The sequence below is a fragment of the Candidatus Gullanella endobia genome, assembly GCF_900048035.1.
Lineage (GTDB): Bacteria > Pseudomonadota > Gammaproteobacteria > Enterobacterales > Enterobacteriaceae > Gullanella > Gullanella endobia.
Genome location: NZ_LN999832.1, coordinates 240,112 through 266,444 on the forward strand (window position 1 = coordinate 240,112; position 26,333 = coordinate 266,444).

The window sequence follows — 26,333 nt, forward strand, 5'->3', positions numbered from 1 at the left end:
TTATTTATTCATCCTCTAGTTCATTATCAAGATCGCTAATACCTAGTATTGGTGAAGATTTTACTGCGGTTCTGTTATATCGTGGATTAAGCTGAATATATAGTATGGCCATGACTACACCGATAATACCCAGTGCTACTAAGTTAAAACTACTAAAAGCCGCAGTGACGAAACCAAGATAAAAGAACGGCATCAAATAATTTGCACGCATCATGTTGATTACCATCGCATAACCGACTACTACGATCATACCACCAGCGATATTCAACCCATTAGTAACAAATTCCGGAATTGATCTTAACATATTATGCACAATATCAGTATTGACTGATACAGTCATAATAACAGCTGGAATAGCAATACGCATAGCTTGAAGAACTAGCGCTGAAATATGAATCCAACTTAACATCTTTAGATTATCACGCTCGGCAGCACTGTCGGCAGCATGTTGAAAAGCAACAGTAATAGTACGTACAATTATAGTCAGTACCTGTCCAGCAGCAGCTAATGGAATTGCTAACGCGATACCAGTACCAATACTTTGGTTACCAGAAATAACTAGAATCGTTGAAATGATAGACGCTAGAGCGGAATCAGGCGCAACTGCAGCTCCAACATTCATCCAACCTAGTGCAATCATTTCCAAAGTTCCACCAATGATGATACCAGTTTTGATATCGCCAAGAACAAAACCGATTAAAGTACAAGCGATTAGTGGACGATGTAACTGAAATTCGTCGAGAATTGACCCCATACCTACAATACAGGAGACGATAAATATCAGTAAAATTTGAAGCGTAGCGATCTCCATTATATTTCTCCTCTTTCCTTGATAAAGAATAAATCCATTTTTAAATAAACTTACATCCTTTAAGGATAAAAATCTAGACTAGAGTTTAATTACTGAGTTTTTTAATTAAATCCATCATTTTAAGAGGAGGATCACTAAATACTTTACGTACTTCTAGTTCAACACCACGAGCATTGAGTTTTTTAAATGCCTCGATATCTTTTTCATCTATTGATATAGCATTATTAATCTGATTTTTACCTTTACGAAAAGCCATACCGCCAATATTAACCGAAGTAATTGTAACACCTCCTTCAATAAGACGCACTACATCAGTTGGGTTATTAAATAATAACATAACGCGATCATTGGCATATTTTGGATTATTATAAACACGGATAGCCTTTGCTATATCAATCACATGAGCTGTAATACCTGGTGGTGCTACCTGGGTAAGAATAGTTTTACGAATAACATCTGCAGCTACTTCATCGCTAACTACGATGATACGTTTAATTTTACTCTCTTTTGTCCAACTAGTAGTTACCTGACCATGTATCAAACGGTCGTCGATTCGAGCTAAAGCGATAATCATATGGCCACTCTGATTCTTATCTACCGATGTAATTTTCGAGACTGGTGTTGTAGCAAGAAGCATAGTATGCTCTAGTTCGGAAGTTTTAAGTGCTTTTATACCGATTCGTCCAGTTTTTATTGCAATTCCAACTAGTTCTTGAAAAGTTAAATTATCATCACGTGCCATGAAAATTTCAGCCAGCATAGGAATATTAACACCGGTAACAATTTCATAATTTTCTTTATTGATGACAAGCTGACTAGCAGCATTAAACGGGCTTCCTCCCCAAGTATCGACAAGAAACAATACACCTGTTGTAGTATCAAGACATGCTAAACAATTTTTATATTTTTCAATTAATGTTTCAGCATTTTCACCTGAAACGAAATCAATACATGCAACGTTATTCTGTATACCTAAAATCATTTCAGTTGTCTTCAATAATTGTTCGCTAACTAACCCGTGAGATCCAATAACAATAGCAATACTCACTAGATATCTCCTCTGTTAAAAAATAGGTTTTGAGCTATGCATAAATATATGTTAATAATTCTAACTTTTTACTAACGTAAATAAAAAAATCAAAAAAATAATATCTAATATAAACGATGTTCAGATTATCGGTTGATTTATTTTATATATTGCTTTAGAAGAACATAATTAAACATAATTCATTTTAATATAAAAAATGAAAATTGTGATAGCACTCATTTATTTTTTATATTTTTATTGCTAAGTTTATTATAAACACATAAAAAACATGTCTGAAAATGAATAAACAATGTGAAGTGAAAAAGTTTTGTATCTAAAGGGGTATCCCTGATACAGTAAAGTCTTTTGGCTTATGTATAAAGGAGAAAGTAACCTTCTAATGAACTGCCATCGAAGTCGTTTTGTTAATTGTAATCCGCTTACGCGGCCATTCTTGTTTTTTATTGATATCTCGAACTGGATCTTTTTTCATATTTGATCCTGCTCCTAAAAACATTAATATCTTGGATATTTATCTCTGCGTATTTTTAAAAAAAATGCGATTTAATCATGTCATAACTACAGCCTGAATATTTTTACGGAGCTTGTGATGGAATTTTTAGTTGACCCATCAATTTTAGTAGGATTGCTGACCCTAATCGTATTAGAAATTGTTCTTGGTATAGATAATATAATCTTTATTGCTATTCTAGCAGATAAACTACCGCCTAAAAAGCGCGATAGCGCTCGGGTTATAGGTCTTTCGCTAGCGCTTATAATGCGTCTTGCCCTATTGTCACTCATATCATGGATCGTTACGCTAAGACAATCATTATTCACTGTGGGAGAATTTTCTTTCTCCTGCCGTGATCTAATTTTGCTTCTTGGTGGAATTTTTCTATTATTTAAAGCTACTACAGAACTACATGAACGTCTTGAAAATAAGGAAAATGATAGCAACGCAGGCCGTGGTTATGCTAGTTTTTTAGCTGTAGTAGTACAAATTGTCATACTTGATGCAGTATTTTCCCTTGATGCGGTTATCACAGCTGTAGGAATAGTTAATAATCTTCCTGTAATGATGACCGCAGTAATCATTGCTATGGCGATCATGTTAATAGCATCCCGCTCATTAACCCATTTTGTTAAATATCATCAGACCGTAGTAGTATTATGTCTTAGTTTTTTACTTATGATAGGTCTTAGCCTGATTTCTGAAGGATTTGGTTTTCATATTCCAAAAAGTTACCTCTATGCTGCTATTGGATTCTCAATTCTCATTGAGATGTTAAACCAGATAGGTCGCTATAATTTTATTAAAAATCAATCCAATAAGCCGATGCGAGAACGTACAGCAGAAGCAATTATTCGGTTGATGGGCGGTAGAACTCAGCGTGAAACCGACGAAGATGATATATCTGAAACCCTAAAACAAGTTCATTTTGTCGAAAAAGAACGACACATGATTACCGGTGTACTATCATTAGCCTCGCGGACTCTACGTAGTATCATGACTCCACGTAATGAAATTACCTGGCTAGACTGCCAGCAGTCAGTTTTAGAATTACGTAAAACCTTAATGGATACGCCACATAACATGTTTCCTGTCTGTAACGGTGAATTAGACCAGATTATTGGTATCGTGCGTGCTAAGGATTTGATGGCAGCTGTAGATAATGGTGAACAGGTTAAGGCTTATGCAACTGCCAATCCAGCTGTTGTGGTTCCAGAAACTCTAGATGTGCTAAAATTGTTAGAAGAATTACGTATGGCAAAAGGCAGTATGGTAATCGTATCCAACGAATTTGGTGTTGTACAGGGTTTAGTAACGCCATTGGATCTTCTAGAAGCGATTGCTGGTGAGTTTCCTGATGAAGATGAAACACCAGAAATCGAAGTTTACGAGGAAGGATGGATGGCAAAAGGCAGTACTGATTTACATGCCTTACAGCAAGCGTTAGATACACAAATACTAGTACGCGGGAGGGATAATGTTGCCTCACTGGCTGGGTTGATACTTTCACAGTGTGATCAAATGCCAACAGAAGGTAATATATTAATCCTTGACGAGTGGAGATTTACTATCCGAAAAATGGTTGAGTATCGTATCGAATTAGTTTGGATTGAACGACTTTTTCTAAATAAAAATATGGATAAAGAATAATCTAAATAGCATTATAACTCTATAAATATTATCATAATGTTTATGGGTTTAAGCGCCCTTCTTGTTAGAAGCATTATGCTTTGATATCTTAACTATTGCGTAAAATTTATTGTTTTAATATTTATATTTTTAAGTTTTTCATATGGTTTTATTATAAGTAATGCTTGTTTTTTATTTATACGACTTACAGATATGCAAGAGACGTTGATACTTTATAGAAAGATTTAATATTTTATTTCAATTTTAAATTGAATTAGAACAGTTCTAAGCTGATATTATATTCTGTAATAATTTATGCCACGTTTTAGATTTATTTTATATCTCTATGTTAGTTTTTTTATTAAAAAGACTCGTTTATCTTATGCAATAACTTGATAAATTTTTACTAAAAATACTAAAACCAAATATATGGCAAAATAGATTCATAAAATATGTATAGTAACTTATAATTTCAAATATAATACTACAAGTAGTATTAGTAGTATTAATTAATATAATATCAATTTTGCATTAACAAATTGACTCTACTATTTGTATATAAACAATAATTGCTAGCTATTATTGTTTTTCTGAGTATGTCGCGGTACTAAAGTAACCTTACTATTACACTTTACTATTATATTACAATTAGTATAAGAAATAGATGTCGACAAATTTTTATAGAAAATGTTTTAGATTATTTATTATTTACTGTTCTTTATTGGACTATTTTATATAAAAATTAAATGAACTAATATCGATTTTAATATACTAAAATTTTAAATTAAAGTTTATTTCATATTGAATATATATCCTATATAGTTTCTATAGCTTGAAGTGTTTTTATTAAAATAAAAAATTTTCTTCCATTAAAGAGAACTAATTTATATTATATCAACTGATATGTTCTCTAAGAGAAATATCTGCATAATTTACATTTTCTTTCAATAACTTCCTATTTATTTCTAGTAGAATATAATCAAAGCATAACATAAAGTACATTTTTGATAAAAATTATAAAATTTTATTAAAATATAACAATCTAATATAATATTCTCTTAAAGATTCAGATATATAATCATGCTAATAAAAACAGTAGTAATATGGTTTTAGCTAAGGTAGCTTTATATTCTATTTCTTCATTATTATCAATAATAAGACTATCTTTAATATAGCAGCAAATGCATTGGTTTTATACTAACAGTATTCGAGCAGTGATATTGATATCTATCATGCCGCAGAAATTGATATAGCTAATACTGTTACACTAGATACTGCGACTCTGTAGTTTTAGTTTTTTAATAATTATTATAGCCATGCCTTGAGAACATCGGCAATAGATCCGTCTAAAAAGCAAGTATACAAAAGATTATACCTAAGTAATCTATAGGTAAAATAGTTAAATGGTATTAATATTATTAACCATATGATACACTGTTGCAAATATTTCTATAGCAAATACAACGATATGTGTATCTTGTTAGAATTAGTCATATAATCAATATTATTACGTAATAGATACACTATCATCAAATTCTATGATCGATATTTATTAGAGTTAACTAACTGTAATAACCTTTATCAATTTATTTTAGTATCTATATACTAGAGGAAAGGTAATTTGTTTTTATTAGACCTGTTTATATTTTATTGTTTAGAAAATATAATAAATGCTATAATGATAAATTAAGTGTTATCTAGCCACTAGATATAAAAACGCCGAAATAGAATCTATTATGTCTAGCAAGAGTCGGAAAAACAAGTTATATATCACTACTAAAAGTAATAGTGAAACGTTGTAATAAACAAATTTGATAGCAGTTGCTTGATAGAAGGTATTGCTATAACTAATAGAATTTATTATCGTAGTTGGTTTGGATTATATTAGCACGTCAAAAGTCGAATAAATAAAATAACGTGGTTGATATAATTATAATTACAGTTAATTAGGCGAATAAAAGTATAGCATCATCGTGAATGATCAATGTTACTATACCGTTTTAATGGTTTGTTACTTTTTTGCTAAACGATAAATTTCAATCGCCATATTTAGAAATAAGAATCCTCCTGTGCTAATACTGAAAAGATTTCGATACTACGAAAAAATTATAACTAAAATATTAATTTATTTTCTCTAGAAAAGTAATTTTGTACTTAAGAATACAATCATGACTATTTTTAATTATTATTGAATTAACAAAAATAGATCATTTTCGGATATTGTGTACTTTTAAAGTATGGTTTAGTAATACCATTAAACATAACAAATATTACTAAAAGAAATCATACCAGGATATCCTAACGGTTATTAGGATAGTTACTATAAATAAAATGCAATAACATAGACTAGAACAGATTAGTGCAAGAGACAAATAATCTAGAACAACATTGATAAGATATAATAATATTATTAGTTTTAGCTTCACATTTAAAGATTTTATCAATTAATATGGATTTATAATACTACTTGCATGCTTAGCGAGTGATAAAATCACAATAATATACTATTTTGACTTAAAAGAAGTCAAAGAAAAATTGATAGTGTTATAAAATAGTTATAAGAAATCCTCTTTTTCTAAAGAGAACTATTATAAATGATATATCTATACCAATTTATGAACAGTAGTAATTAGCTGTAGAGTAGATCCAGTTATTAATAGATAAAAGTATGAATATTAGTAAAACAATAGCAAATATAGTATATGAGTTATGTATTCATCACGCTGATAAAATAATTATTTTGTGCTAGAAAAAGAATATCAAGTATTTAATGCCCTAGTGTAATTATTGAGATAAATCTTTATAAGAACGAAAGTAATAATTAAAAATTAAACTCTCTATTGTAACAATGCGATAATGCTACTACTCTTGAGAGTATTAATCAGGAAACTATCAAACAGAGTTTTTCAGTATTTTAGTCGAAAATATAATATTAATTACAATAATTATACTGAAATATAGTCAGTTATGTTTTCATAAAACTTAGCATATAAGATTATATTAATATAATAAGATAGTTAGGATTTGTTTAGAATCACTATATTATAGCATAATAGCGTTAGTATAAAAATTTTATTTTAATAAACTAAGAATAGTGATATTTATAACTATTAGTTTTCTAATTAAAAAAGCAGTTTCGATTAATTATATCTTATTATATAAAATTAAAGTTTTTAACGAAGTTTATTATCTAATAGATATAGATAGCTAATATTATGTTTAGCATATACTATTATAGTAATAATCTATCATGCCGATTTATGCAGTAAATATAAGATAATTTTTAAAAAACTCCGATTAATTTTTGTTATATACTAAAATACTACTTAGTAATGCTTAATTTTTTTATATATAGCAGAAATACAGCTTTTGCTATGACTATACTATTAGTTGAGAATGATCATTCTGGTTTACTTAATACTAATATACAGTATTTTAATAGAAATTTTCTAAGATAAGATCTCTGAAATTATTAAACTCAGAATAGAGCATTTGGCTGATTAATATATGACAGAAACAACTGTAATATATTTGCTATCTACGATTAGCAGTCAATAATTAACTATGAAAAGTTTATCAGAAACACACCATACCTTTATGTTCTACCATTAAATTTATGAGTAATATTTAAGCATATCTACTTTTAAAGTAGATATACTTCATAAGTATTTATTAAAATTTATTTAATTTCATACTAAGGTTTTGAATGTCTACTCGTATATTAGCTATTGATACAGCAACAGAAGCATGTTCTGTTGCACTGATGCTCGATAATGATTTATTATTAGAGCGTTTTATCTTTGCCCCACGTAAACATACACAGTATGTTCTACCAATGGTAGATGATCTTCTAGCAGAAGCTAATATAACGCTTAAAAACCTTGATGCATTAGCATTTAGTAGTGGTCCTGGTAGTTTTACTGGTATTCGTATTGGTATTGGTATTGCTCAGGGATTAGCGTTAGGGGCTAATTTACCACTTATCAGTGTATCTACTTTAGTCGCATTAGCAGAAGGCGCTTGGCGCCAAACCGGTATTTATCAGGTATTAACTGCCATAGATGCACGTATGGGCGAAGTGTATTGGGCACCATATCAACGTCAAGCGGGCGTTTGGTTAACTAAGGAACGTGAAGCTATAATGGCACCCGAAGCTCTTTCAACTCTAAGCAAAAATCTATCAGGTTGCTGGGCTACCGCTGGTACTGGATGGCAAACTTATCCGAATCTCCTTCATCATGAAGGGTTAACACTAATTTCGGGAAATACGTTATTTTCGAACGCACGAGATATTTTATCGATAGCACTACATTATTATCACCATGGTAGCATTCAACCAGTAACACTTGTTGAACCAACTTATTTACATGACAAAGTAGCATGGAAAAAATTATCAGACCGGGTTTAAAGGTTAAATTTATTCGATCGATAAAAAATAAAGTATTAGATTCATTAATGAATTTATATATTATATTTAACTTAAAGCTTTACTTAAATATCGATTGCATGAATTTAATACGACCGATTTTATTTTAATAATTATTGCTTTTAACATTATAATACTAATCTAATCCATTTAGATATTTTCCAAATTCTAGAGTATTATTTTATGTATGTGATGCACGCCACATAGTTTTTCTATTTAATAAAAAATTTTATCAATAAATAATTTAAATGATCAATAATAAAATGAAAGTTTTCAAACAAGAATTATTAAAATTTCACTTTAATTAAATTATGATATAATACTCATTAATATAAGCTATCTATAGAAATATAGATACATTTTAATAAAAATTAATGAACTTAATAATCTATTATATTTAATAATACAACAGATAATTCTTATTGACTATTTTAATATTTTGATTATAAATGCAAAAAATATATTAAAATGACAAATTTTTTACTTATACAGAATTATAAGCATATAATTATAAATACTTATAACTGATACATTAAGCTGCATCAGTTATAAAAAAATATATTTAAATTCATTAGACTATAATTATTTTTATAGTTTATTTTTATAGCCTATATGTTACTGGATCTATTTTAATAGAAATATATTACTATACTAGTAAATACTTTATTATTAGATTTTTGTTTCTTTAACTTTATTTGCATTTATGAATTTATTTAAGCAGAGATATAAAATAGTCAATCTGAAAAAATAATTGTAACCATTTTATTTACTCATAATAGTAATACACCTTATCTTATATAATTTATCTAGTACTACGTAAACCCATTTAAGTAAGTTTTTTCTAATTTCTCAATAAAAGAGAAAAGGAGAAGAGAACAATAATAAATTATTAATCTGTTACTATGTATAAGGTATTTATGTATAATAAATACTAAAAATCCACATCAGCATTGATATATAATGATAGATACTAATTTTTATATCCGTATTTGTTATTTTAATCTTGTTTGATGCCATATTTTCATTGTATGATTTTTAAATTTACTAACGTACTTTTGCTTTAGATTAATAGCTTTTAATTTCCCCCCCACACTTCCTTGCAGATTATTAGATTCTTTAATTATTAGATATCTTCAGAGAAGATTTAGAAATGCTTTGATATAAAATTACTATGTAATCGATAGCTAATAATTAGCTTATTGAATAATAATAAAAAATTAAGAGCTAATAGCAAATAATACTTTCATGGCTAAATATTATTGTTAATATCAGTTCTCCGTTTTTTAGAAAAACTACTAATTACTAATCTATCGTGTTATCAATTTATTTATAATTTTCAATAACTACCTTGTTGATTAGTTTCAAATGCATTAAATATCGATTCTTATTCTATGCTTTCTTCTGTTTCTAATAAAGCTATGTTTAGTTCAAGAATTGAGATATTTCCATCTTTTTCCAGCTGCATCGAGAGCATTTTAGAATCAATTTGTACATATTTATTGATAACCTCAATTAAATCACGTTTTAGCTGAGGCAGATAATGCGGTTCATTATTACCTCTGCGTTGTTCAGCTACAATGATTTGTAGTCTTTCTTTAGCTATATTAGCTGTTGATTTTTTACGAGAGATAAAAAAGTTAAGTAATGCCATAGTTTATCCCCTAAATAAACGTTTTATAAACCCCTTTTTCTCTTCCTCAATAAATCGGAAAGGATGTTCTTCTCCTAATAGGCGATCAACCATATCTATATAAGCCTGGCCAGCATCAGATTCTTTGTCAAGAATTACTGGTTCACCTTGGTTGGAAGCTCGTAAGACCGATTGATCTTCGGGAATTAAACCTAAAAGAGGAATGCGCAGAATTTCAATCACATCTCTCATGCTAAGCATATCACCGCATTTGACACGTCTAGGATTATAACGTGTCAGCAATAAATGTTCTTTTATTGCTTCTAGACCATTTTCGGCTCGGCGTGATTTAGCTGACAAAATACCTAATATACGATCAGAATCACGCACAGATGAAATTTCTGGATTAGTGGTAATAATAGCTTCATCAGCAAAATATAGTGCCATTAATGCACCAGTTTCAATACCAGCTGGTGAATCACAGATAATAAAATCGAATTCCATCGTATCTAAATCATTTAATACTTTTTCTACGCCCTCTCGAGTTAAAGCATCTTTATCTCTTGTTTGAGAAGCTGGCAAAACATATAAGTTTTCAGTTCGTTTATCTTTAATCAAAGCCTGATTTAGTGTAGCATCACAATTTATGACATTGATAAAGTCATATACTACTCGACGTTCACAACCCATAATTAAATCAAGATTTCGTAATCCGATATCGAAATCAATCACTACAGTTTTTTTTCCTTTTCGAGCTAAACCGGTAGCAATAGCCGCACTCGATGTAGTTTTTCCAACACCCCCTTTACCTGAAGTAACAACTATAATGCGTACCATGAATAGATTCCTTATCAATCGCTAATTAAAGGATGAATGGTAAGTGTATTGTTTTGTAAACATAAGCGCGCTGCTTTTCCTAAAAAAGCATCGGGAATTTGATCACTTAACCAATATTGACCAGCAATAGATGCAAGTTCAAGGGAAAAATGTGTACAAAAAATCTGGCACTGTCCATCGCCAGATGCACCGGCCAATGCGCGACCCTGCATCATACCATAAATATGTATATTGCCATCGGCAATAAGTTCTGCTCCAGAGCTGACGTTGCTTGTGACGATCAAATCACTATTACGGGCATAAATTTGCTGTCCAGATCGAACTGGCGTGTTGATAAGCCGTGTTTTAAGTAATGTTGACTGATATCCTATTTTAGATAAATCTTGATTCAACATTTTTCCTTCTGTTAGTAATGGCAATTTGCTACGTAAAATCGCTTTTTTAAGCTTATCATATTTACAACCACAAACACCAACAATATGTAGACCAGTAGCTATAATTGTCTGAGATAATATATTCCAAGTAGAGTCACGATCAAGACCTGAGACGTTAATAACCACTGGTGCATTTTTAAAAAATTTAGGTGCTTGTTTAATTTTTTCTTCTATTGCACGACGAATCTCTTCTGGTTTTACATCATATACATAAATCACCGGTAAAGTAAAATAACTTCCCTTAAAATCAATTGGTGTTTTTGACATTTATTCTTGCTCAGTCTTAAGATGTATATTTATTATTTCATTACAGGAAGAAATATTCCACAGAACTGTATAAATACTATAATTAGTTACCATGTAAATAATATAGCAGAGTACTAATAATATAGTAAAATACATCTTATTTAATTTATTTAGATTTTCAATAGAATAAAAATATTTTAATATAAAATAATAATATTTTTCTAAATCTTAGTTGATTTTATTAATTTTATTTTTATTGATAAAATAAAAATTAATTAAATAGTATAAGTTTCATACCAATAAAAATATTATAATTAATCCATATATTTGATTTTTTGTAATTATAACTTTCATATTATTTAAATACTAAATAAATTATATTTAAATAACTTTATTATCTATTTTTATAATAATTAATTAACTAGTTATTTTTGTTAAATTTAAAACTATAATATATAATATTTATTAATTTATGATTACTTATATTAATTTGAATAAAGTATAAAACAAGGTTAAGTTAGATATTTTGTTAACTAATTAATTTAAAATCTAAAATAGAAGAACAAGGTATCTACTTTATTAAAAGTATTGTGATATATACAATGTTAATTATTTTCAGATATAGTTTAATAACGTATTTATATCTTTTTATGTTGATTTGATCTGTTAAAAATCGAATGGATTTAATAGGAATATATATTAATAACTTATTTTCTAATAGAAACTGGAAATTTTTTATTAAAATAGATCTTTTAATAGAAATAAATTAATAGTTTAATACATATTAAATAATATTTAAATATAAGATAAAATCAGTATACTTATACTATTTCATTTTCTATTTTCCTATATTTTATTTTTATGACTTATAAATCTAGTTTCTATAAAATTAGAGAAACGATCAGTTAAAAATGAGAGAAATTAAATTTCTAAGAAGATATAATTCGCATATGATATGCGTAGTAATATTTACTTTTTATTATCAGTAAAAAAAAGTTATGTTTTTCGCGGTGGAAAGAATTGCACAAAAAAGACTATTACTGCTACTGCTAAATAAGCACTAAAAATAATAACCATCCATTGTGGTATTTGCAGTGATAAAAAATACCCCTGTCGGACAGTACAATCACCGTTGATACTAAAAATTGAAGGTAGATATTTATCTAATGGTAACCAAGAAGGAAAATTGACAAAAAACTCACAGGTAACAAATGGAGATGGATTTAAATAAATATTAGTGTGTTTTATCGCTAGATAAAGACCTTTCCAAGCACTATAAAGCCATATAATTAAGCTAACGAAACGAAGTAATGTTTTTGGAAAAAGAGCACCTATTAATCCGGCAGAAATAATACCATATAGAGCACAACGTTGATATATGCATAAAACACAGGGTTTAATCAGCAAAATATGCTGAAAATAAAGCACAACTAATTCTAAACTAGAAGCTGTGAATGCTAACAGTAACCAAGCTAAGCGATGTTTAGAATATCGATGTAATAGTCGTATCATAAAAAGTATCCAGAGAAGTTAGGTAGCATAAAATGAATATTTTAAATAAAAAATAAATTAATATCCTTTCCTATTAACCTGATATTTTATAGAAAAACTATCACGTTATACCGATGTATAAACGGTAATGCATAGATAGTTAAATTTATTTTTAAACAAAAATTTCAAGATAAAAATTATTAAATAATGCTATATAAAAATTTACTGTTTATGCAAGTTATATAAATGTAGTGATATATAAAATTTTTGTGTTCTTTTGCATTTTTATATTGAACTATATTAATATAGGTACTAACTTATATTAATTGTTATGCTCTAAAAAACTATTATTGATGATCTTAGTATGCTAAGGTTATGTTTATCTTAATTTGAAGGGTATAGAATAAATTCATATTAAAAATATGTCGAAGAAAATACTATCATGATCTACGATAGGTATCATCGTGAATTAATTCAATTAATACCACCTATTATTCGCTCTAATACTGTTTCTGCATTATTTTCAAAATACAAGATTTTTACTAGTCAATAAAAATTTTTATTTTATATTAAACTATTATTTTTTAATTATTAAATTATATCATCATTATCATTTTAATAAATAAATCATAAAATTAATAGAAATTATCGATTATAAAAAATTAGATAAACCTATATATTCAGTATATAAATAATATCCTAGAGTAGGATTATAAAAGTTTATCATCTTCTTTCAAGAACAGAGCGAAGAGATATTTATTATTAAATGCTTATAGTAGTGATTATTTAAGAATATTTATTTTGCTTCAAATTAGATTATCAGCAATTTTTATACCAATTTTGCTTACTTGATGTTCTTCTTTTTCCGCGATAGTTAAAATAACACCTTCTACTATAATATTATCACCAACTACTGGCTCACCTCCTCCAAGTAAGGTCATGATAAATTGGCCTAAGGATATTTCACTGTCTATTTCGCTAGCAAATTCTAAACCATAAATAGAAGATACATCCTTTAAACATGCACTAGCTTCTAGAATAAAATCTCCGAAGAAACGTTGATCCAACGAAATGGGTGGTGATTGACTAAATAATCTGCCTAATGCAGGGAGATCTTTCTCCCGACCTACGACACAAAGCACATCTCCACTACGTAACCTAGTGTTAGCGGTTTGGTGAAGTAATATATTATTTCGAAATAAGGCAGAAATACGTGTATGGCTGGGCATTTTTAAATCACGTAGAGCTGCGCCAACACACCAGTTTTCTTCTTCTAATTGATATATAAACTGTTCCCAAGGATTATTTGGATGAATATCCATTCCAATGCAAGCAATCGGTGAAGCTGTTGGTGGTATAATTACTTTTGCTAACCGAGCGGCTAAACCAAGTGAAGTACCTTGTAAAAGTAAAGAAATCAAAACAATAAAAAAAGCGACATTGAAATATAGACATGCATTATCTAGACCTGCCATCATAGGAAATACTGCTAGTATAATCGGTACTGCCCCACGCAAACCAACCCAAGAGAGAAAAACACGCTCTCGGGTAGAATAATTTCGAAATGGTAATAAACCTATAAAAATAGACAGAGGACGAGCAACAAAAATTAGCCATAGAGATAAAATAAGTGCTGGAATTGCAATAATCCACAAATCGCTTGGTGTAACAAGAAGTCCTAGTACTAGAAACATACAAATTTGACTAAGCCAGGCCATGCCATCGAAAGTTTGTAAAATTCCGTATCGATTTCGTATCGGTCGATTACCTAATACAAAACCGCATAAATACACTGCCAAAATTCCGCTTCCTTCTAACACAGTAGTTAGCGAAAAAATCATGATACCACCACTAACTGATAGTAAAGGATATAGAGCATTAGTTAGAGTGATACGATTAATAATTTGCTGTAACAACCAGCCACCTCCTAATCCCATAATAACACCAAGTCCAAATTCGCGGATAAGATGGATAAAAAATAACCAGTCAATATAGGTCTGTCTATTTTGGATCATAGCGATAAGCGTGATAGTCAAAAATACAGCCATGGGATCATTACTACCTGATTCAATCTCGAGTGTAGAAGTTACACGTTCATTTAATCCTTTATTACCTAAAAGTGAAAACACTGCAGCGGCATCAGTAGAACCTACAATAGCACCAATAAGCATTCCTTCAATTTTATCCAGATCAAAAAGCCAGGCGGCAACCATACCGGTTAAACCGGCAGTTATAATAACTCCTACCGTAGCAAGAGAAAGAGATGGTAATAGTGCTACACGAAAGGCTGTAACACGAGTACGCATACCACCATCCAGCAAAATCACTGCAAGCGATAAGTTACTTATAAGATAAGCTATAGGATAATTATCAAACGCAATTCCGCCAAGACCATCAATTCCTGCCAACATACCAATAGCTAAAAAAATAACTAAGATAGGAATACCAAGACGTGAAGAAAATGAGCTTAATAGGATACTTCCTCCTACTAATATCGAACCTACAATAAATAAACTCATAATGGTATTGATATCCAAATGCATTCTCCTTTTTATTTTTATTTTAAAACCTATTTAAATTTATTTACTTTGCATAGGTGTTTTTTGATCTGTAATTTTTCTATAGAGTATATGGTTGAAAGAGTTGAAACCATGATCTAAAAATAGGAATTCATTAGACTGTTCAATATATTTCTAATCAGATCCTGTGAAGATCACGAGCTTGAAAATTTAATCCGATGGATCTATAGTTATTACTCAATTAAATTATTATTTGTTTACAATAAAATCCAATTTTTTAGTATTAATTTGTTTTTAAAAGTCCTAAAACATTTACAGAAACATATTAAATAATTTTATTATATGTGATGATAGTTACTAGTTACTATATACTGCTATATCTACTTATTGATTTGAATCAATATTAAAACAATAAATAAAATGATATTTAAGTTATGTATTTCATGATACTCATTCTTTTTTATTAATTCATTTATCAGATTCACTGATAAATTTCATAAAATTATAAAGTTATTACTTTTACTACCAGTATAACTAATCAAGATATACGCATAAATTACATAAAATTGTTCTAATCTTAAGTAATTTTAATTTAATATTATTGCTTTTAGTAAATAATATACTGGTCAAAGAATTGACATCTAGACTAGCTTTTACGTAAATTCAGGTCTAACGTTACGTAAGAAACGTAACATATAATATTAACAGGGAACTCGTTTCAGAGCATAGCGTGCGGTGGTAATATACAACCAGTCAAACTAGGCTCTGGTTGTATATAAAATATTAGCGGATTTCATTTATTAAGCTGACTTTGAAAAAATTGCGGGAATGGGATAAATATCCTTTATAAAATTATCGAATCGTATTTATAGATTTTCTCAATAAGATTTTACGATCTATCATGTTTCTTTCCGTAATATCGTTACTTTAACAATTTTTTGACGATGATAAAAGAAAGAATTAGACTTTGCTTTATTTAAGCAAAATTATATCAATAATACTTTTCATCGACGAGTAATTATGCTGATTGATTAGCGATATGGGAAATTAGATCTAACACTTTATTAGAATATCCTGTTTCATTATCATACCAGGCTATTAATTTAACAAATTTCTCGTTTAATACGATACTTGCTTTAGCATCAAATATAGAAGTCAGATTTTCACCGTTGAAATCAGTAGATACCACATCTTCATCAACGTAACCAATCACACCTTTCATTTCACCTTTAGCAGCTTTTTTGATAATAGTACAGATTGTCTCATAAGAAGCTGATTTTTCTAGATGTGCAGTTAAATCAACGACTGAAACATTTGATGTTGGTACACGAAAAGACATACCGGTTAGTTTATCTTTTAGTTCAGGAATGACTTTACCTACGGCTTTAGCTGCGCCAGTAGAAGATGGAATAATATTCTGTAATGCGCCTCGACCTCCACGCCAATCTTTATAAGACGGACTATCAACAGTTTTCTGTGTAGCTGTTGTAGCATGAACAGTAGTCATCATAGCATCAACAATACCGAAGTTATCATGAATAATTTTAGCTAAGGGTGCTAAGCAATTAGTGGTACAAGAAGCATTAGAAATAATATCCTGAGTACTATAGGTTTTATGGTTAACACCCATAACAAACATTGGTGTATTATCTTTCGACGGGCCAGTTAATACTACTTTCTTAGCACCTGCAATAATATGTTTTCGCGCTGTTTCATCAGTCAAAAATATTCCAGTTGCTTCAGCTACAACAGATACACCAATGTCACTCCATCGCAAATTAACTGGATCTTTTTCAGAAGTACAACGTATAGTTTCACCGTTAACTATAAGATGATCGTTTTTTACAATAATGCTACCCTTGAATCGACCGTGAGTTGAGTCGTATTTCAGCATATAAGCCATATAATCAGCGTCTAATAAGTCATTAATAGCAATGACTTTGATATCATTTCTCTCCTGAGCAGCACGAAAAATCATACGGCCAATACGACCAAAACCATTGATACCTACTTTGATAATCATATATTCCACCAACTATTTAAAAAATATTTCTTTTACAAGAAAATCATATCAATAATTGTGACAAAACAATATTAAGTTTATTTTATGTATAACATATACGAAACTAATATTAACATGGTTACTATTTACATAGAGATTTTAAGATCCAATATAAATAGCAAAAATTGTAATAGATAATTGATATTATACTCCTCAATACTAATGAATTTCCATAGAGTTTATGCTAAAATTTCCTTCTGTGTTATTAATTATTTATTTATAGAGAAATAAATTATAATAGCATTATTATACTTTAACATTAAAGTATATCATAGACTAATCGTAAAAAATACAATTTTAACCTAATATTAATTTTTCAATAAACATAAACTATTATAAACTTAGTTTATTCAAAAGCCTCTATTGTCGAGATTGAAAAACAGAAAATTAATATAAATCAAGAAAAATAAAGTCTATTATCAATCTAAGTACTTACTTTTTAATTACAATTCGAAATCTGTCCACACTGGCGCATGATCAGACGGCCTGTTCATCGCTCTAATAGCATAATCTATGCCGCTCATACGGACAACTGCTGCTAGCGGTTTTGAAGCGAGTAACAAATCGATACGTAAACCATGATTTTTATTAAAACCCCGCGATCGATAATCAAACCAAGAGTAACGGCTATCATCAGTTGGATTAACTTGACGATAAGTATCTACTAAACCCCATGATAATAGATCCTCCATCCACATACGTTCCTCCGGCAAAAAAGAACATTTTCCGGAGAAAAGCCAGCGCTTACGGTTTTCTTCACCAATACCAATATCTAAATCAGTAGGACTGATATTCATATCTCCTATAATTAAAAGCAGAGATTTATCATGGTGGTTTTTTTCCAGATAATTTTTTAAATTCCTATAAAAATGCTTTTTAGCTTGAAATTTGATTGGATGATTCCGATTTTCGCCTTGAGGAAAATATCCATTAACTACTGTTAGTATCCCTTTTGAAGTGAGAAAATCCGCTATAATAATTCTACGTTGTGCTTTTTCATCATCGGTATCAAAACCACGTTGTATAGATAAAGGTTTATCACGACTAAGCAAAGCTACGCCGTAGTGACTCTTTTGACCATAATAATAAATATAGTAACCATGATGTAATATCTCTTTAAAAGGAAACATATCGTCGTGGACTTTTGTTTCTTGTAAACCGATAACATCTGGTTTTAACATATCAATAATAGCTTCAAGCTGATGTAATCTTGAACGTAATCCATTGATATTAAAAGAAATAACCTTCATATTTTATGCCAATTAAAAGTATTTTATTGATGTTATCAAAAATTAATAGATATGAAATATACATAATCACTCATACTAGTCGATAAAAATTAAGAGATACTAATTTTTATGTTGTTTTAGTTCTATTAGGACAGTATGTATATCTAAATTTCTCTATTTCAATTATTTTTTAATTTTTTATATATTAACTAAATTCTAAATGATAACGATATTTTTATGTAGATTGTGATTAAAATAATATCGGTATGCTAATAATTTTTTTGATTTTACGTTCATAAGCTTAATAGTAAAAGAACACAATATAAATATTAGTAGGAATGAATAGTGAATAGTATTTATGATTTAATTTGTATAATGATAAATAAATTTTAGAAAATATTCTATTGAAAACTATTTCTATACTAGCTTCAAATCAAAAATAATTTTTGCAAAGAACATATTAAATAATATTTGTTAGCGGAGATTCAAAAACATAATATTGTTATTGAAATTCATTATTAGGATAGTTATAGAATTAGATCACGTAGCATTACGCACGTATTCATTAGCATTAAGTGACAATCTTATTTTAATTATTTTACCAAATATAATTATTAATAAATATTAATCTAATCTTATAAAAAAATATTTTAGATATATTAAATTTTTTGAGATAGCAGTTGTAATTAAATTCTTTTTAACTTATTAAACCATCTAGCCAATTATAGTGTTGTTGATTACAAAGAAAAACTTTTAACCCAAGAAAAAATATAAAAATAGTAATTAGTAGTTAAAATTATCTAATAAAGAGGTATTATTTAATTTGTTCGTAATAGGATGTTATATTTTTCTATAAAATCTTAACCTTGTTAAAACAATTATTATAAGATGATAATACAATCCAACGTGACTAATGTTATTTCTATACTAATAAATTAAGAAAACGTATAAACTTAATATCTAAAATTAAACTATAATTACGATAATAAATTAAATTGAATTAAGTTATATGAAAGCATTCATAGAATATACTCCATATTATAAAAGTTTTAATAAAGAGCTAAAATAGCAAAAAGATATTATTGTATAATGAGTATTAAAGTTTTTTGCTATGCATTGATACAAATCAGAATCTATTAATATAGATTAATAATTTTAGTATTAAATACTTTGACTTATTTGTTATAGATAACCTACAGTATTAGTTATAATAGTAACTATATCCTTTTAATAGATGTAGGCAAGTGAAATATCGAAAATCTAAAAAACTTCATTTCCATTTATGATCTTGACTAATATTATCAGTAATATAGAAGTTTAATTGTAATTACAAATAGATTATGTTTTGGATATATATAGCGATAATCTGATGAAACATATTACTAATTATATGTTAGCGAAAATAATTAACTTCATAAACAAAGAAGAAACAAAATCGATAGCTTAACAAAACTATCGAGTATATACGCGGAGAAACCGCATTAGAATATTGATTTCGATCTGCATATTGATTATGCGCGGTGTCCATTCGAATTTTGAATGTTTAGCTCTTATTTACTGAGAAAAATAAAAAACTTATTTATATTATTTAATATGATTAGTTATTAATTTAATTATTGCTGATGTTATAAAAAATAACTATATGTCGCTTGTCTTCATTTGCTATTATTTCAGAGACTATCTGAATAATAAAACTTTTATTTGTTATAAATAAGAGAACTTAATAATCATATGTATTATTAATATCTGATTTACTTATGCTAAATAGCGAAATTTTTTTGCAATATATTCAATACTATCAAATTAGTTATAAAAGAGTTCGCTATTTTTCAATAGCTTGAATTCATACGATCAAAAATAATTCTTAATTAGAATTACTGACCATATTAGTTACTATATCAATATGGTGATTTGCTTTCTGCTGATTATCAAATAATCAGCATTAACAATTTAAGCAATTACTATAATATCTCGCTAAAATAAACTTATTTTAAAAATATTATGAGAAAAATATGTTCGCTACCAATTTTAACCTATTTGATAACATTCGATAAATGTTATAACAAATACGTTAACTACTAGATGTAAAGTTAATTACTTAATCTACTTTAAATAGCTTAAAAAATAAATATTCAATAAATAATTATTACCTTTATTTTTAATAAATCTAGAGAAAGAACAATTTTAAGAACAAAAATGATATTGTTAATTGATCAATCTATTTAATCCTAGGATTACATAAAACATGATATTTATTTTTTCTATAGCGTTAGGAAATAAAAACTTACTACTCTATATCGGATTTTTACTTTAAATTAAATAAGTGACTATATCAAGAAATCTGCTAATACTTTACCTCCTTCGTGAATTGCTTTTTTGATTATTGCTGGTGTACGACCTTGACCAGTCCAAGTTTTAGTATCACCGTTTTCGTTAGTAAACTGATATTTGGCTGGACGAGAAACACGTTTTGTTTTTCCGATAGATTTATAAGAATTCATCGAGCATAACAATTCATTCATATCAATACCATCAGCAATTAACATTTCACGATATTGTTGTAATTTTTTTGTGCGTTTTTCAATTTCAGCTTGAGCTTGAGTATTATCTTCACGACGTTCATTGACAATAATCTCTAATTTCTCCAGCATTTCTTCAAGAGTTTCCAAAGTATATTCTCTCGCTTGTGCGCGCAGAGTACGGATATTATTAAGAACCTTAAGTGCTTCGCTCATTGAATTAATCTCTAATATTATAAATAGTATATCTTTCTAATAATAAAGCTCTAATTTATTTTCTGCAATACCTAAATTGATATTAATTAAAAATATTCTTTATAAATATTTTAAAAAATTGTAAATATATTATATTTACTAGGCAATAAGATTAATTTATAAAATTCTGTTTTCTTTTAGAATAAATTAAAAGTGTATAATAATTTGCTTATGATTTAAATGTAATAAAAGTTTATATTTTTAGTGCTTATAGAAATTACAGTTAGTTCAATTTTTTTTCCTAAAAATTTAAAAATAAAATCTATATAAGCATATATATGCTTTAATTTTTATCATTTAATATCTATCTACCCGATAGTAGATTAATGTTTATTATTAATACTACCTTCTATTGAAGAAACTATGAAATGCAGGTTTGCTTAATATAAGATGAAAAGGAAATTTATATTTTTTTGAAAAAGTTTATTAAAAAATTATTGTATTATCTGATATGTTTGCTATTAACAGAATTTCAAACTCTATCTCTTATCAAGATAGAGTTTGAAATTCTTTTTAAATTAATTCCGGCAAATAATTATTACTAATACAATATCTTATAATTATTAATAACGTGGTATGCAAACTTTTATAAGTTGTATTGCAAATCAATAGTTTTTACAATATTAGTTAGGTTTATTCATATATCTTTTTATTTTTGCTTTTAGAATTTTTTAAATTAATATACATAAAGCTGGTGGTTGTTGGCAATATAGCAAAAAGCTATAGATATATATTATAGTAGATAAATATCACTTTTGATCTATAAATATGTTATTGGGTTATACGTCTTAGATTGATAAAATAATTATTTAATACTGTGAATACTGTGCTATACCTTATATACTAATTTTCATGTTACACTGTTTACTTGAAATATTTACTACTTATTCTAGATGAATAATTAGTAGAATTTAAAATCATTTAAAGCCTGATAGGTAAACCAGTGATAGGTTTTATTCGAATAGTTTTTAATTGATAATTTATTAATCTAATCTAACTAATATAGTAGTTTTAGTTGCTTCGTTTAGCAAAGTTATAAGCGTTAAATAATTTGCGATTCCAGCGTAATAACAAATCTATTCTGTTAAATCATATTACCTGAAAGGTAATTTATTTAATATAGATTATCATTAATATTTTATTGAATAATACTAATTAGTAATTAGTGTATTAACTAGATTATAAAACATATGGAATTCTAAGCTTATTTAGCTTATAGAACATAGTTAGGACTTAGATTAGAAGCTAATTTTATTTTTTAACGTATTAAGTTATTAAAAATTAAATTTTTTAATACAAAATTTATCTACTAATAAAATTTTTAGTATTTGTTATCATGTATTGAATAATTATCTATATTATCGTTACTTTATATTTTTATAATATTTATTGTTATAACATTTTTCTTTAAAATTAAAGTAATGGACTGAAAAAATAGAATAGATGTTCAATAATACGTTGCCAGTATGGTCTTTTTGACCAGGCTTGAGGCTCAATTAGCTGTGAGCGTGCAATATACTCTTTCTGTATACGTGCTAAATTATTTCCAAAATCATTATCGTCAATGACAAGAGTTATCTCAAAATTTAACCATAAGCTTCGCATATCTAGATTTACCGTCCCTAAAAGACTTAATTGTTCGTCGACAAGTACACTTTTGCTATGTAAAAGACCGCCATAAAACTGATGTATTAATACTCCAGCCTCTAATAATTCTGCAAAAAATGCCCTACTAGCCCAACCTACAAAAATTGAATCATTATGACGTGGAATAATAATATGAACTTCTACACCTCGCTGAGCTGCAGTACAAATAGCATGAAGTAAGTCATCACTTGGTACTAAGTAGGGTGTTGTTATTATTAATTGTTTACGAGCTGCATAAATAGAGGTGAGTAATGCTTGATGAATGACACCTTCTGGAAAGCATGGACCTGACGATATTACTTGAATTGCATGTCCGGAGGTATGCTCGAATGGCATAAGATTCATATTAGGTGGTGGTGGAAGAATGCGTTCACCTGTTTCTATTTCCCAATCAAAGGAAAAAATAATGCCCATAGCGGTTGCAACAGGCCCTTCCATACGTGCTATAATGTCGATCCATTGACCTACGCCAGCATCTTGTTTGAAAAAACGTGGATCCACCATATTCATACTGCCAGTATAAGCAAGATAATTATCGATAAGTACCATTTTGCGATGTTGTCGTAAGTCCATACGACGAAGAAAGACACGCAGAAGACTAACATGTAGAGCTTCTACAATATTCACACCAGCAGCACGCATTAGCGTTGGGTAAGAACTACGGAAAAAATTCATGCTTCCAGCGGAATCAAGCATTAATCGACAGTGTACACCGCGTCGTGCTGCCGCCATTAATGCTTCTGCTACTTTATCTACTAAGCCACCAATTTTCCAGATATAAAATACTATTTCAATATTATTTTGTGCTAAACTAATATCGTGAACTAGAGCTCGTAAAGCATCATCACTACTAGTTAGTAATTGCATTTGATTACCCTTAAGGCCTCCAATAACTTGACGATGTTCACAAAGTTGAAATAAAGCTCGTGCTACTTCGCTATTTTCGCTAGCAAAAATACAGCGATAGCTTTTAAAATTTTCAATCCATTTGGAAACGGAAAGCCAAAGAGCCTTACTGCGTTCTATACGGCATTTACCTAGGTTGAGTTCACCGAATAAGAGATAAGTAATAATCCCAACTAATGGGAAAATATAGATGACTAATAACCAGGCCATAGCGGAAGGTACCGCACGACGTTTCATCATAACCCGCAGAGTAACACCTGCAATTAACAACCAATATCCGAATAGAAACAGCCAGTTAATTACAGTATAAAGTATTGTCATAAGGGAAAAAATCCTGTTTGCTAAGTATTAGACTGAGTTTACCTATACCTATAAGGGATAAAAAGAGGAAATTACTTTATTTGACGTATTATATGTTTTATTAACAATAAACTAATCAAGGATAAGAAAAGGATAAGAAGTGGTTATAATTAACGATTAGCGTTGATTATAAGTTATTTTAACTATTTTGTGATCATAAAGAAAAGAAAACGAAATAATCTTTTTATACATAACTACTAAACATAGTAGTCTTAGTTAAAGCTAGTCTCGTATTTATTGATATTTGAGTATACTTGAAAAATCTCTAACTCAAATAACAACAGTGCTAATTACTCTTCTTCTCTTTCGTATATACTGCACTGTATCAAACATAAATAATACTTCTATAAGTCGTTATATTTACATTTTAAGTGAAAATGTTCTTTTTATCTCACGTAGTAAAAATTTATTTTTTAAAGGATATAAATTACGAATAATATAAAATACTAATATTAATGTACTATTTAATATATTTATTTTTTGCTTATTCTTACTAAAATTATAATATTTTTCTTATCAGAAGGATTAGTAGGTAGCACTAGTATACTAGTTATAAAGAAAATAATGAAATAAGTTTATTAATTTTATTGAAGAATTATGAGTAAAAAAGATATAAGGCGTGGTTAATGACAAATATATAAAACTTAAATTAATAATAAGTATTTTATTTAACACCTAAATAATAGTTCATTATCTAAGTTTTAATTGGATTGCATTATCATTCAATCTAACGCATTATAAAATTATCAGCATCAATAAATGATTGTGTCTTAACTGAAAATATAATATCTATCAAGATATATAATGGCTATTTTAAAAAGAATTAATGTATAAATCTAATTCTTGTTCAAATCTAGTAATTATCTGTATAGTATGAAAATGAACTAATATATCATATCCAAGATTAACAAGGGAGATTAACAATTTAATCCAATTATTAATTGTTTTTTAAGGGATTAGTATGCTAATTATGGTTAATTCTCTTTATAGAGATATGTTGAATTTTTTCCGTAATCAGTTTACCAGTATTTTACTATTAGTATTTTTAACAGCATTTTTTAATACATTGCTTAGCCATACATTATTTCCGGAAAATGAGCAATTAATCAGACTAATTGATAGCACTCATATAAAGGATACTACAGATGTGACTCTGCAACAATTAGTTCAGAAGTTATCATTAGAAAAAAAACTAGTATTACTAAAAGCTTCTATTATTGCAATCTTTTCGGGTTTAATTAGTAATATATTATTAGTCGGTGGATTACTGAGTATGATTCATCAGATATCTAATCGTAAATACATCGGTTTATTGCACGCTATCTTCCTATTAGTACCACTATTGCCACGATTGATGCTGCTTATTTTTATTACTACGCTATTGGTAAAGCTAGGACTATTATTAATCATAATACCAGGAATTTTTCTAGCTATTGTTTTTAGCTTAGCACCTATTATTATTATAAGCGATAATCTGGATGTGATAAAATCAATGTGCTTAAGCGCCAGTATTGCATCTAATAATTTTCGTTTATTAATACCAGCGATCTTTTTTTGGTTTTTAGCTAAGACTGCATTGCTTCTTATGAGTACTCAATTTTCTTTTCTGTCATCTTTAGTGACAGCTATATTACTAAATAGTTTAAATAATCTGATTTCTTCTCTGCTACTAATCTATCTGTATCGTCTATATATGCTATTACAAAAGAACTAACAATTGGCAATTTTAATTTTATCCGTGGATTTAGTTATGAGATAATATAACGGGCTTTATACTATTACCATTTTTAT

14 protein-coding genes are annotated in these 26,333 nt (G+C 28.3%); 3 read left to right on the forward strand and 11 right to left on the reverse strand.

Going from position 1 to position 26,333, the window contains the following annotated elements; all coding sequences use genetic code 11:
• Positions 1-4 precede the first annotated feature (4 nt).
• Both FVIR_RS00640 and manX read right to left on the reverse strand, forming a co-directional pair.
• Positions 5-811 carry a PTS mannose/fructose/sorbose transporter subunit IIC gene (locus tag FVIR_RS00640; protein WP_067497622.1) on the reverse strand — a complete coding sequence of 269 codons (807 nt, stop codon included), beginning with the start codon at positions 809-811 and terminating at the stop codon, positions 5-7.
• An 85-nt stretch (positions 812-896) separates the two neighbouring features.
• Entirely contained in the window at positions 897-1,859 is a 963-nt protein-coding gene (gene manX / locus FVIR_RS00645) for a PTS mannose transporter subunit IIAB (protein ID WP_067497625.1), read from the reverse strand.
• Between the two features lie 589 nt (positions 1,860-2,448).
• On the opposite strand from manX, the gene FVIR_RS00650 reads away from it, so the two are divergent.
• Together FVIR_RS00650 and tsaB are read left to right on the forward strand one after the other, a co-directional pair.
• Complete coding sequence (locus FVIR_RS00650; RefSeq protein WP_067497628.1) at positions 2,449-4,002, forward strand: TerC family protein; 1,554 nt, start codon at positions 2,449-2,451, stop codon at positions 4,000-4,002.
• 3,685 nt (positions 4,003-7,687) lie between these two features.
• Positions 7,688-8,389 carry a tRNA (adenosine(37)-N6)-threonylcarbamoyltransferase complex dimerization subunit type 1 TsaB gene (gene tsaB / locus FVIR_RS00655; protein ID WP_067497631.1) on the forward strand — a complete coding sequence of 234 codons (702 nt, stop codon included), beginning with the start codon at positions 7,688-7,690 and terminating at the stop codon, positions 8,387-8,389.
• A gap of 1,402 nt (positions 8,390-9,791) precedes the next feature.
• Here the strand turns inward: tsaB and minE are convergent.
• The 9 genes from minE to cls form a co-directional block, all read right to left on the reverse strand.
• Positions 9,792-10,058: a cell division topological specificity factor MinE gene (gene minE, locus FVIR_RS00660; protein WP_067497634.1), complete on the reverse strand. Its 267-nt coding sequence runs from the start codon at positions 10,056-10,058 to the stop codon at positions 9,792-9,794.
• Between the two features lie 3 nt (positions 10,059-10,061).
• The gene (gene minD, locus FVIR_RS00665) at positions 10,062-10,874 is read right to left on the reverse strand and encodes a septum site-determining protein MinD (protein ID WP_067497637.1); all 813 of its coding nucleotides are present in this window, start codon (positions 10,872-10,874) and stop codon (positions 10,062-10,064) included.
• A 14-nt stretch (positions 10,875-10,888) separates the two neighbouring features.
• Complete coding sequence (gene minC, locus FVIR_RS00670) at positions 10,889-11,575, reverse strand: septum site-determining protein MinC (protein ID WP_067497640.1); 687 nt, start codon at positions 11,573-11,575, stop codon at positions 10,889-10,891.
• Positions 11,576-12,550: 975 nt separating this feature from the next.
• Complete coding sequence (gene dsbB / locus FVIR_RS00675; RefSeq protein ID WP_067497642.1) at positions 12,551-13,066, reverse strand: disulfide bond formation protein DsbB; 516 nt, start codon at positions 13,064-13,066, stop codon at positions 12,551-12,553.
• A gap of 785 nt (positions 13,067-13,851) precedes the next feature.
• A complete protein-coding gene (locus tag FVIR_RS00680) occupies positions 13,852-15,582 on the reverse strand; it encodes a potassium/proton antiporter (protein ID WP_067497645.1) in 1,731 nt (576 codons plus the stop codon).
• Between the two features lie 1,000 nt (positions 15,583-16,582).
• Entirely contained in the window at positions 16,583-17,587 is a 1,005-nt protein-coding gene (gene gap, locus FVIR_RS00685) for a type I glyceraldehyde-3-phosphate dehydrogenase (RefSeq protein WP_067497648.1), read from the reverse strand.
• A gap of 482 nt (positions 17,588-18,069) precedes the next feature.
• Complete coding sequence (gene xthA / locus FVIR_RS00690) at positions 18,070-18,876, reverse strand: exodeoxyribonuclease III (protein ID WP_067497652.1); 807 nt, start codon at positions 18,874-18,876, stop codon at positions 18,070-18,072.
• Positions 18,877-21,182: 2,306 nt separating this feature from the next.
• Positions 21,183-21,590 carry a histone-like nucleoid-structuring protein H-NS gene (hns, locus tag FVIR_RS00695; protein ID WP_067497655.1) on the reverse strand — a complete coding sequence of 136 codons (408 nt, stop codon included), beginning with the start codon at positions 21,588-21,590 and terminating at the stop codon, positions 21,183-21,185.
• Positions 21,591-23,042: 1,452 nt separating this feature from the next.
• Positions 23,043-24,503 carry a cardiolipin synthase gene (cls, locus tag FVIR_RS00700; protein WP_067497659.1) on the reverse strand — a complete coding sequence of 487 codons (1,461 nt, stop codon included), beginning with the start codon at positions 24,501-24,503 and terminating at the stop codon, positions 23,043-23,045.
• A 1,000-nt stretch (positions 24,504-25,503) separates the two neighbouring features.
• Between cls and FVIR_RS00705 the strand changes: the two genes are divergently transcribed.
• Positions 25,504-26,256, forward strand: coding sequence for a YciC family protein (locus FVIR_RS00705; RefSeq protein ID WP_067497661.1), 753 nt, complete (start codon positions 25,504-25,506; stop codon positions 26,254-26,256).
• Positions 26,257-26,333: the final 77 nt, after the last annotated feature.

What these genes read in the sequence shown, in the direction of transcription:
- FVIR_RS00640 (WP_067497622.1), bottom strand. Translation starts at nt 811, where the DNA reads ATGGAGATCGCTACGCTTCAAATTTTACTGATATTTATCGTCTCCTGT.
- FVIR_RS00650 (WP_067497628.1), top strand. Translation starts at nt 2,449, where the DNA reads ATGGAATTTTTAGTTGACCCATCAATTTTAGTAGGATTGCTGACCCTA.
- tsaB (WP_067497631.1), top strand. Translation starts at nt 7,688, where the DNA reads ATGTCTACTCGTATATTAGCTATTGATACAGCAACAGAAGCATGTTCT.
- minE (WP_067497634.1), bottom strand. Translation starts at nt 10,058, where the DNA reads ATGGCATTACTTAACTTTTTTATCTCTCGTAAAAAATCAACAGCTAAT.
- minD (WP_067497637.1), bottom strand. Translation starts at nt 10,874, where the DNA reads ATGGTACGCATTATAGTTGTTACTTCAGGTAAAGGGGGTGTTGGAAAA.
- minC (WP_067497640.1), bottom strand. Translation starts at nt 11,575, where the DNA reads ATGTCAAAAACACCAATTGATTTTAAGGGAAGTTATTTTACTTTACCG.
- dsbB (WP_067497642.1), bottom strand. Translation starts at nt 13,066, where the DNA reads ATGATACGACTATTACATCGATATTCTAAACATCGCTTAGCTTGGTTA.
- gap (WP_067497648.1), bottom strand. Translation starts at nt 17,587, where the DNA reads ATGATTATCAAAGTAGGTATCAATGGTTTTGGTCGTATTGGCCGTATG.
- xthA (WP_067497652.1), bottom strand. Translation starts at nt 18,876, where the DNA reads ATGAAGGTTATTTCTTTTAATATCAATGGATTACGTTCAAGATTACAT.
- hns (WP_067497655.1), bottom strand. Translation starts at nt 21,590, where the DNA reads ATGAGCGAAGCACTTAAGGTTCTTAATAATATCCGTACTCTGCGCGCA.
- cls (WP_067497659.1), bottom strand. Translation starts at nt 24,503, where the DNA reads ATGACAATACTTTATACTGTAATTAACTGGCTGTTTCTATTCGGATAT.
- FVIR_RS00705 (WP_067497661.1), top strand. Translation starts at nt 25,504, where the DNA reads ATGCTAATTATGGTTAATTCTCTTTATAGAGATATGTTGAATTTTTTC.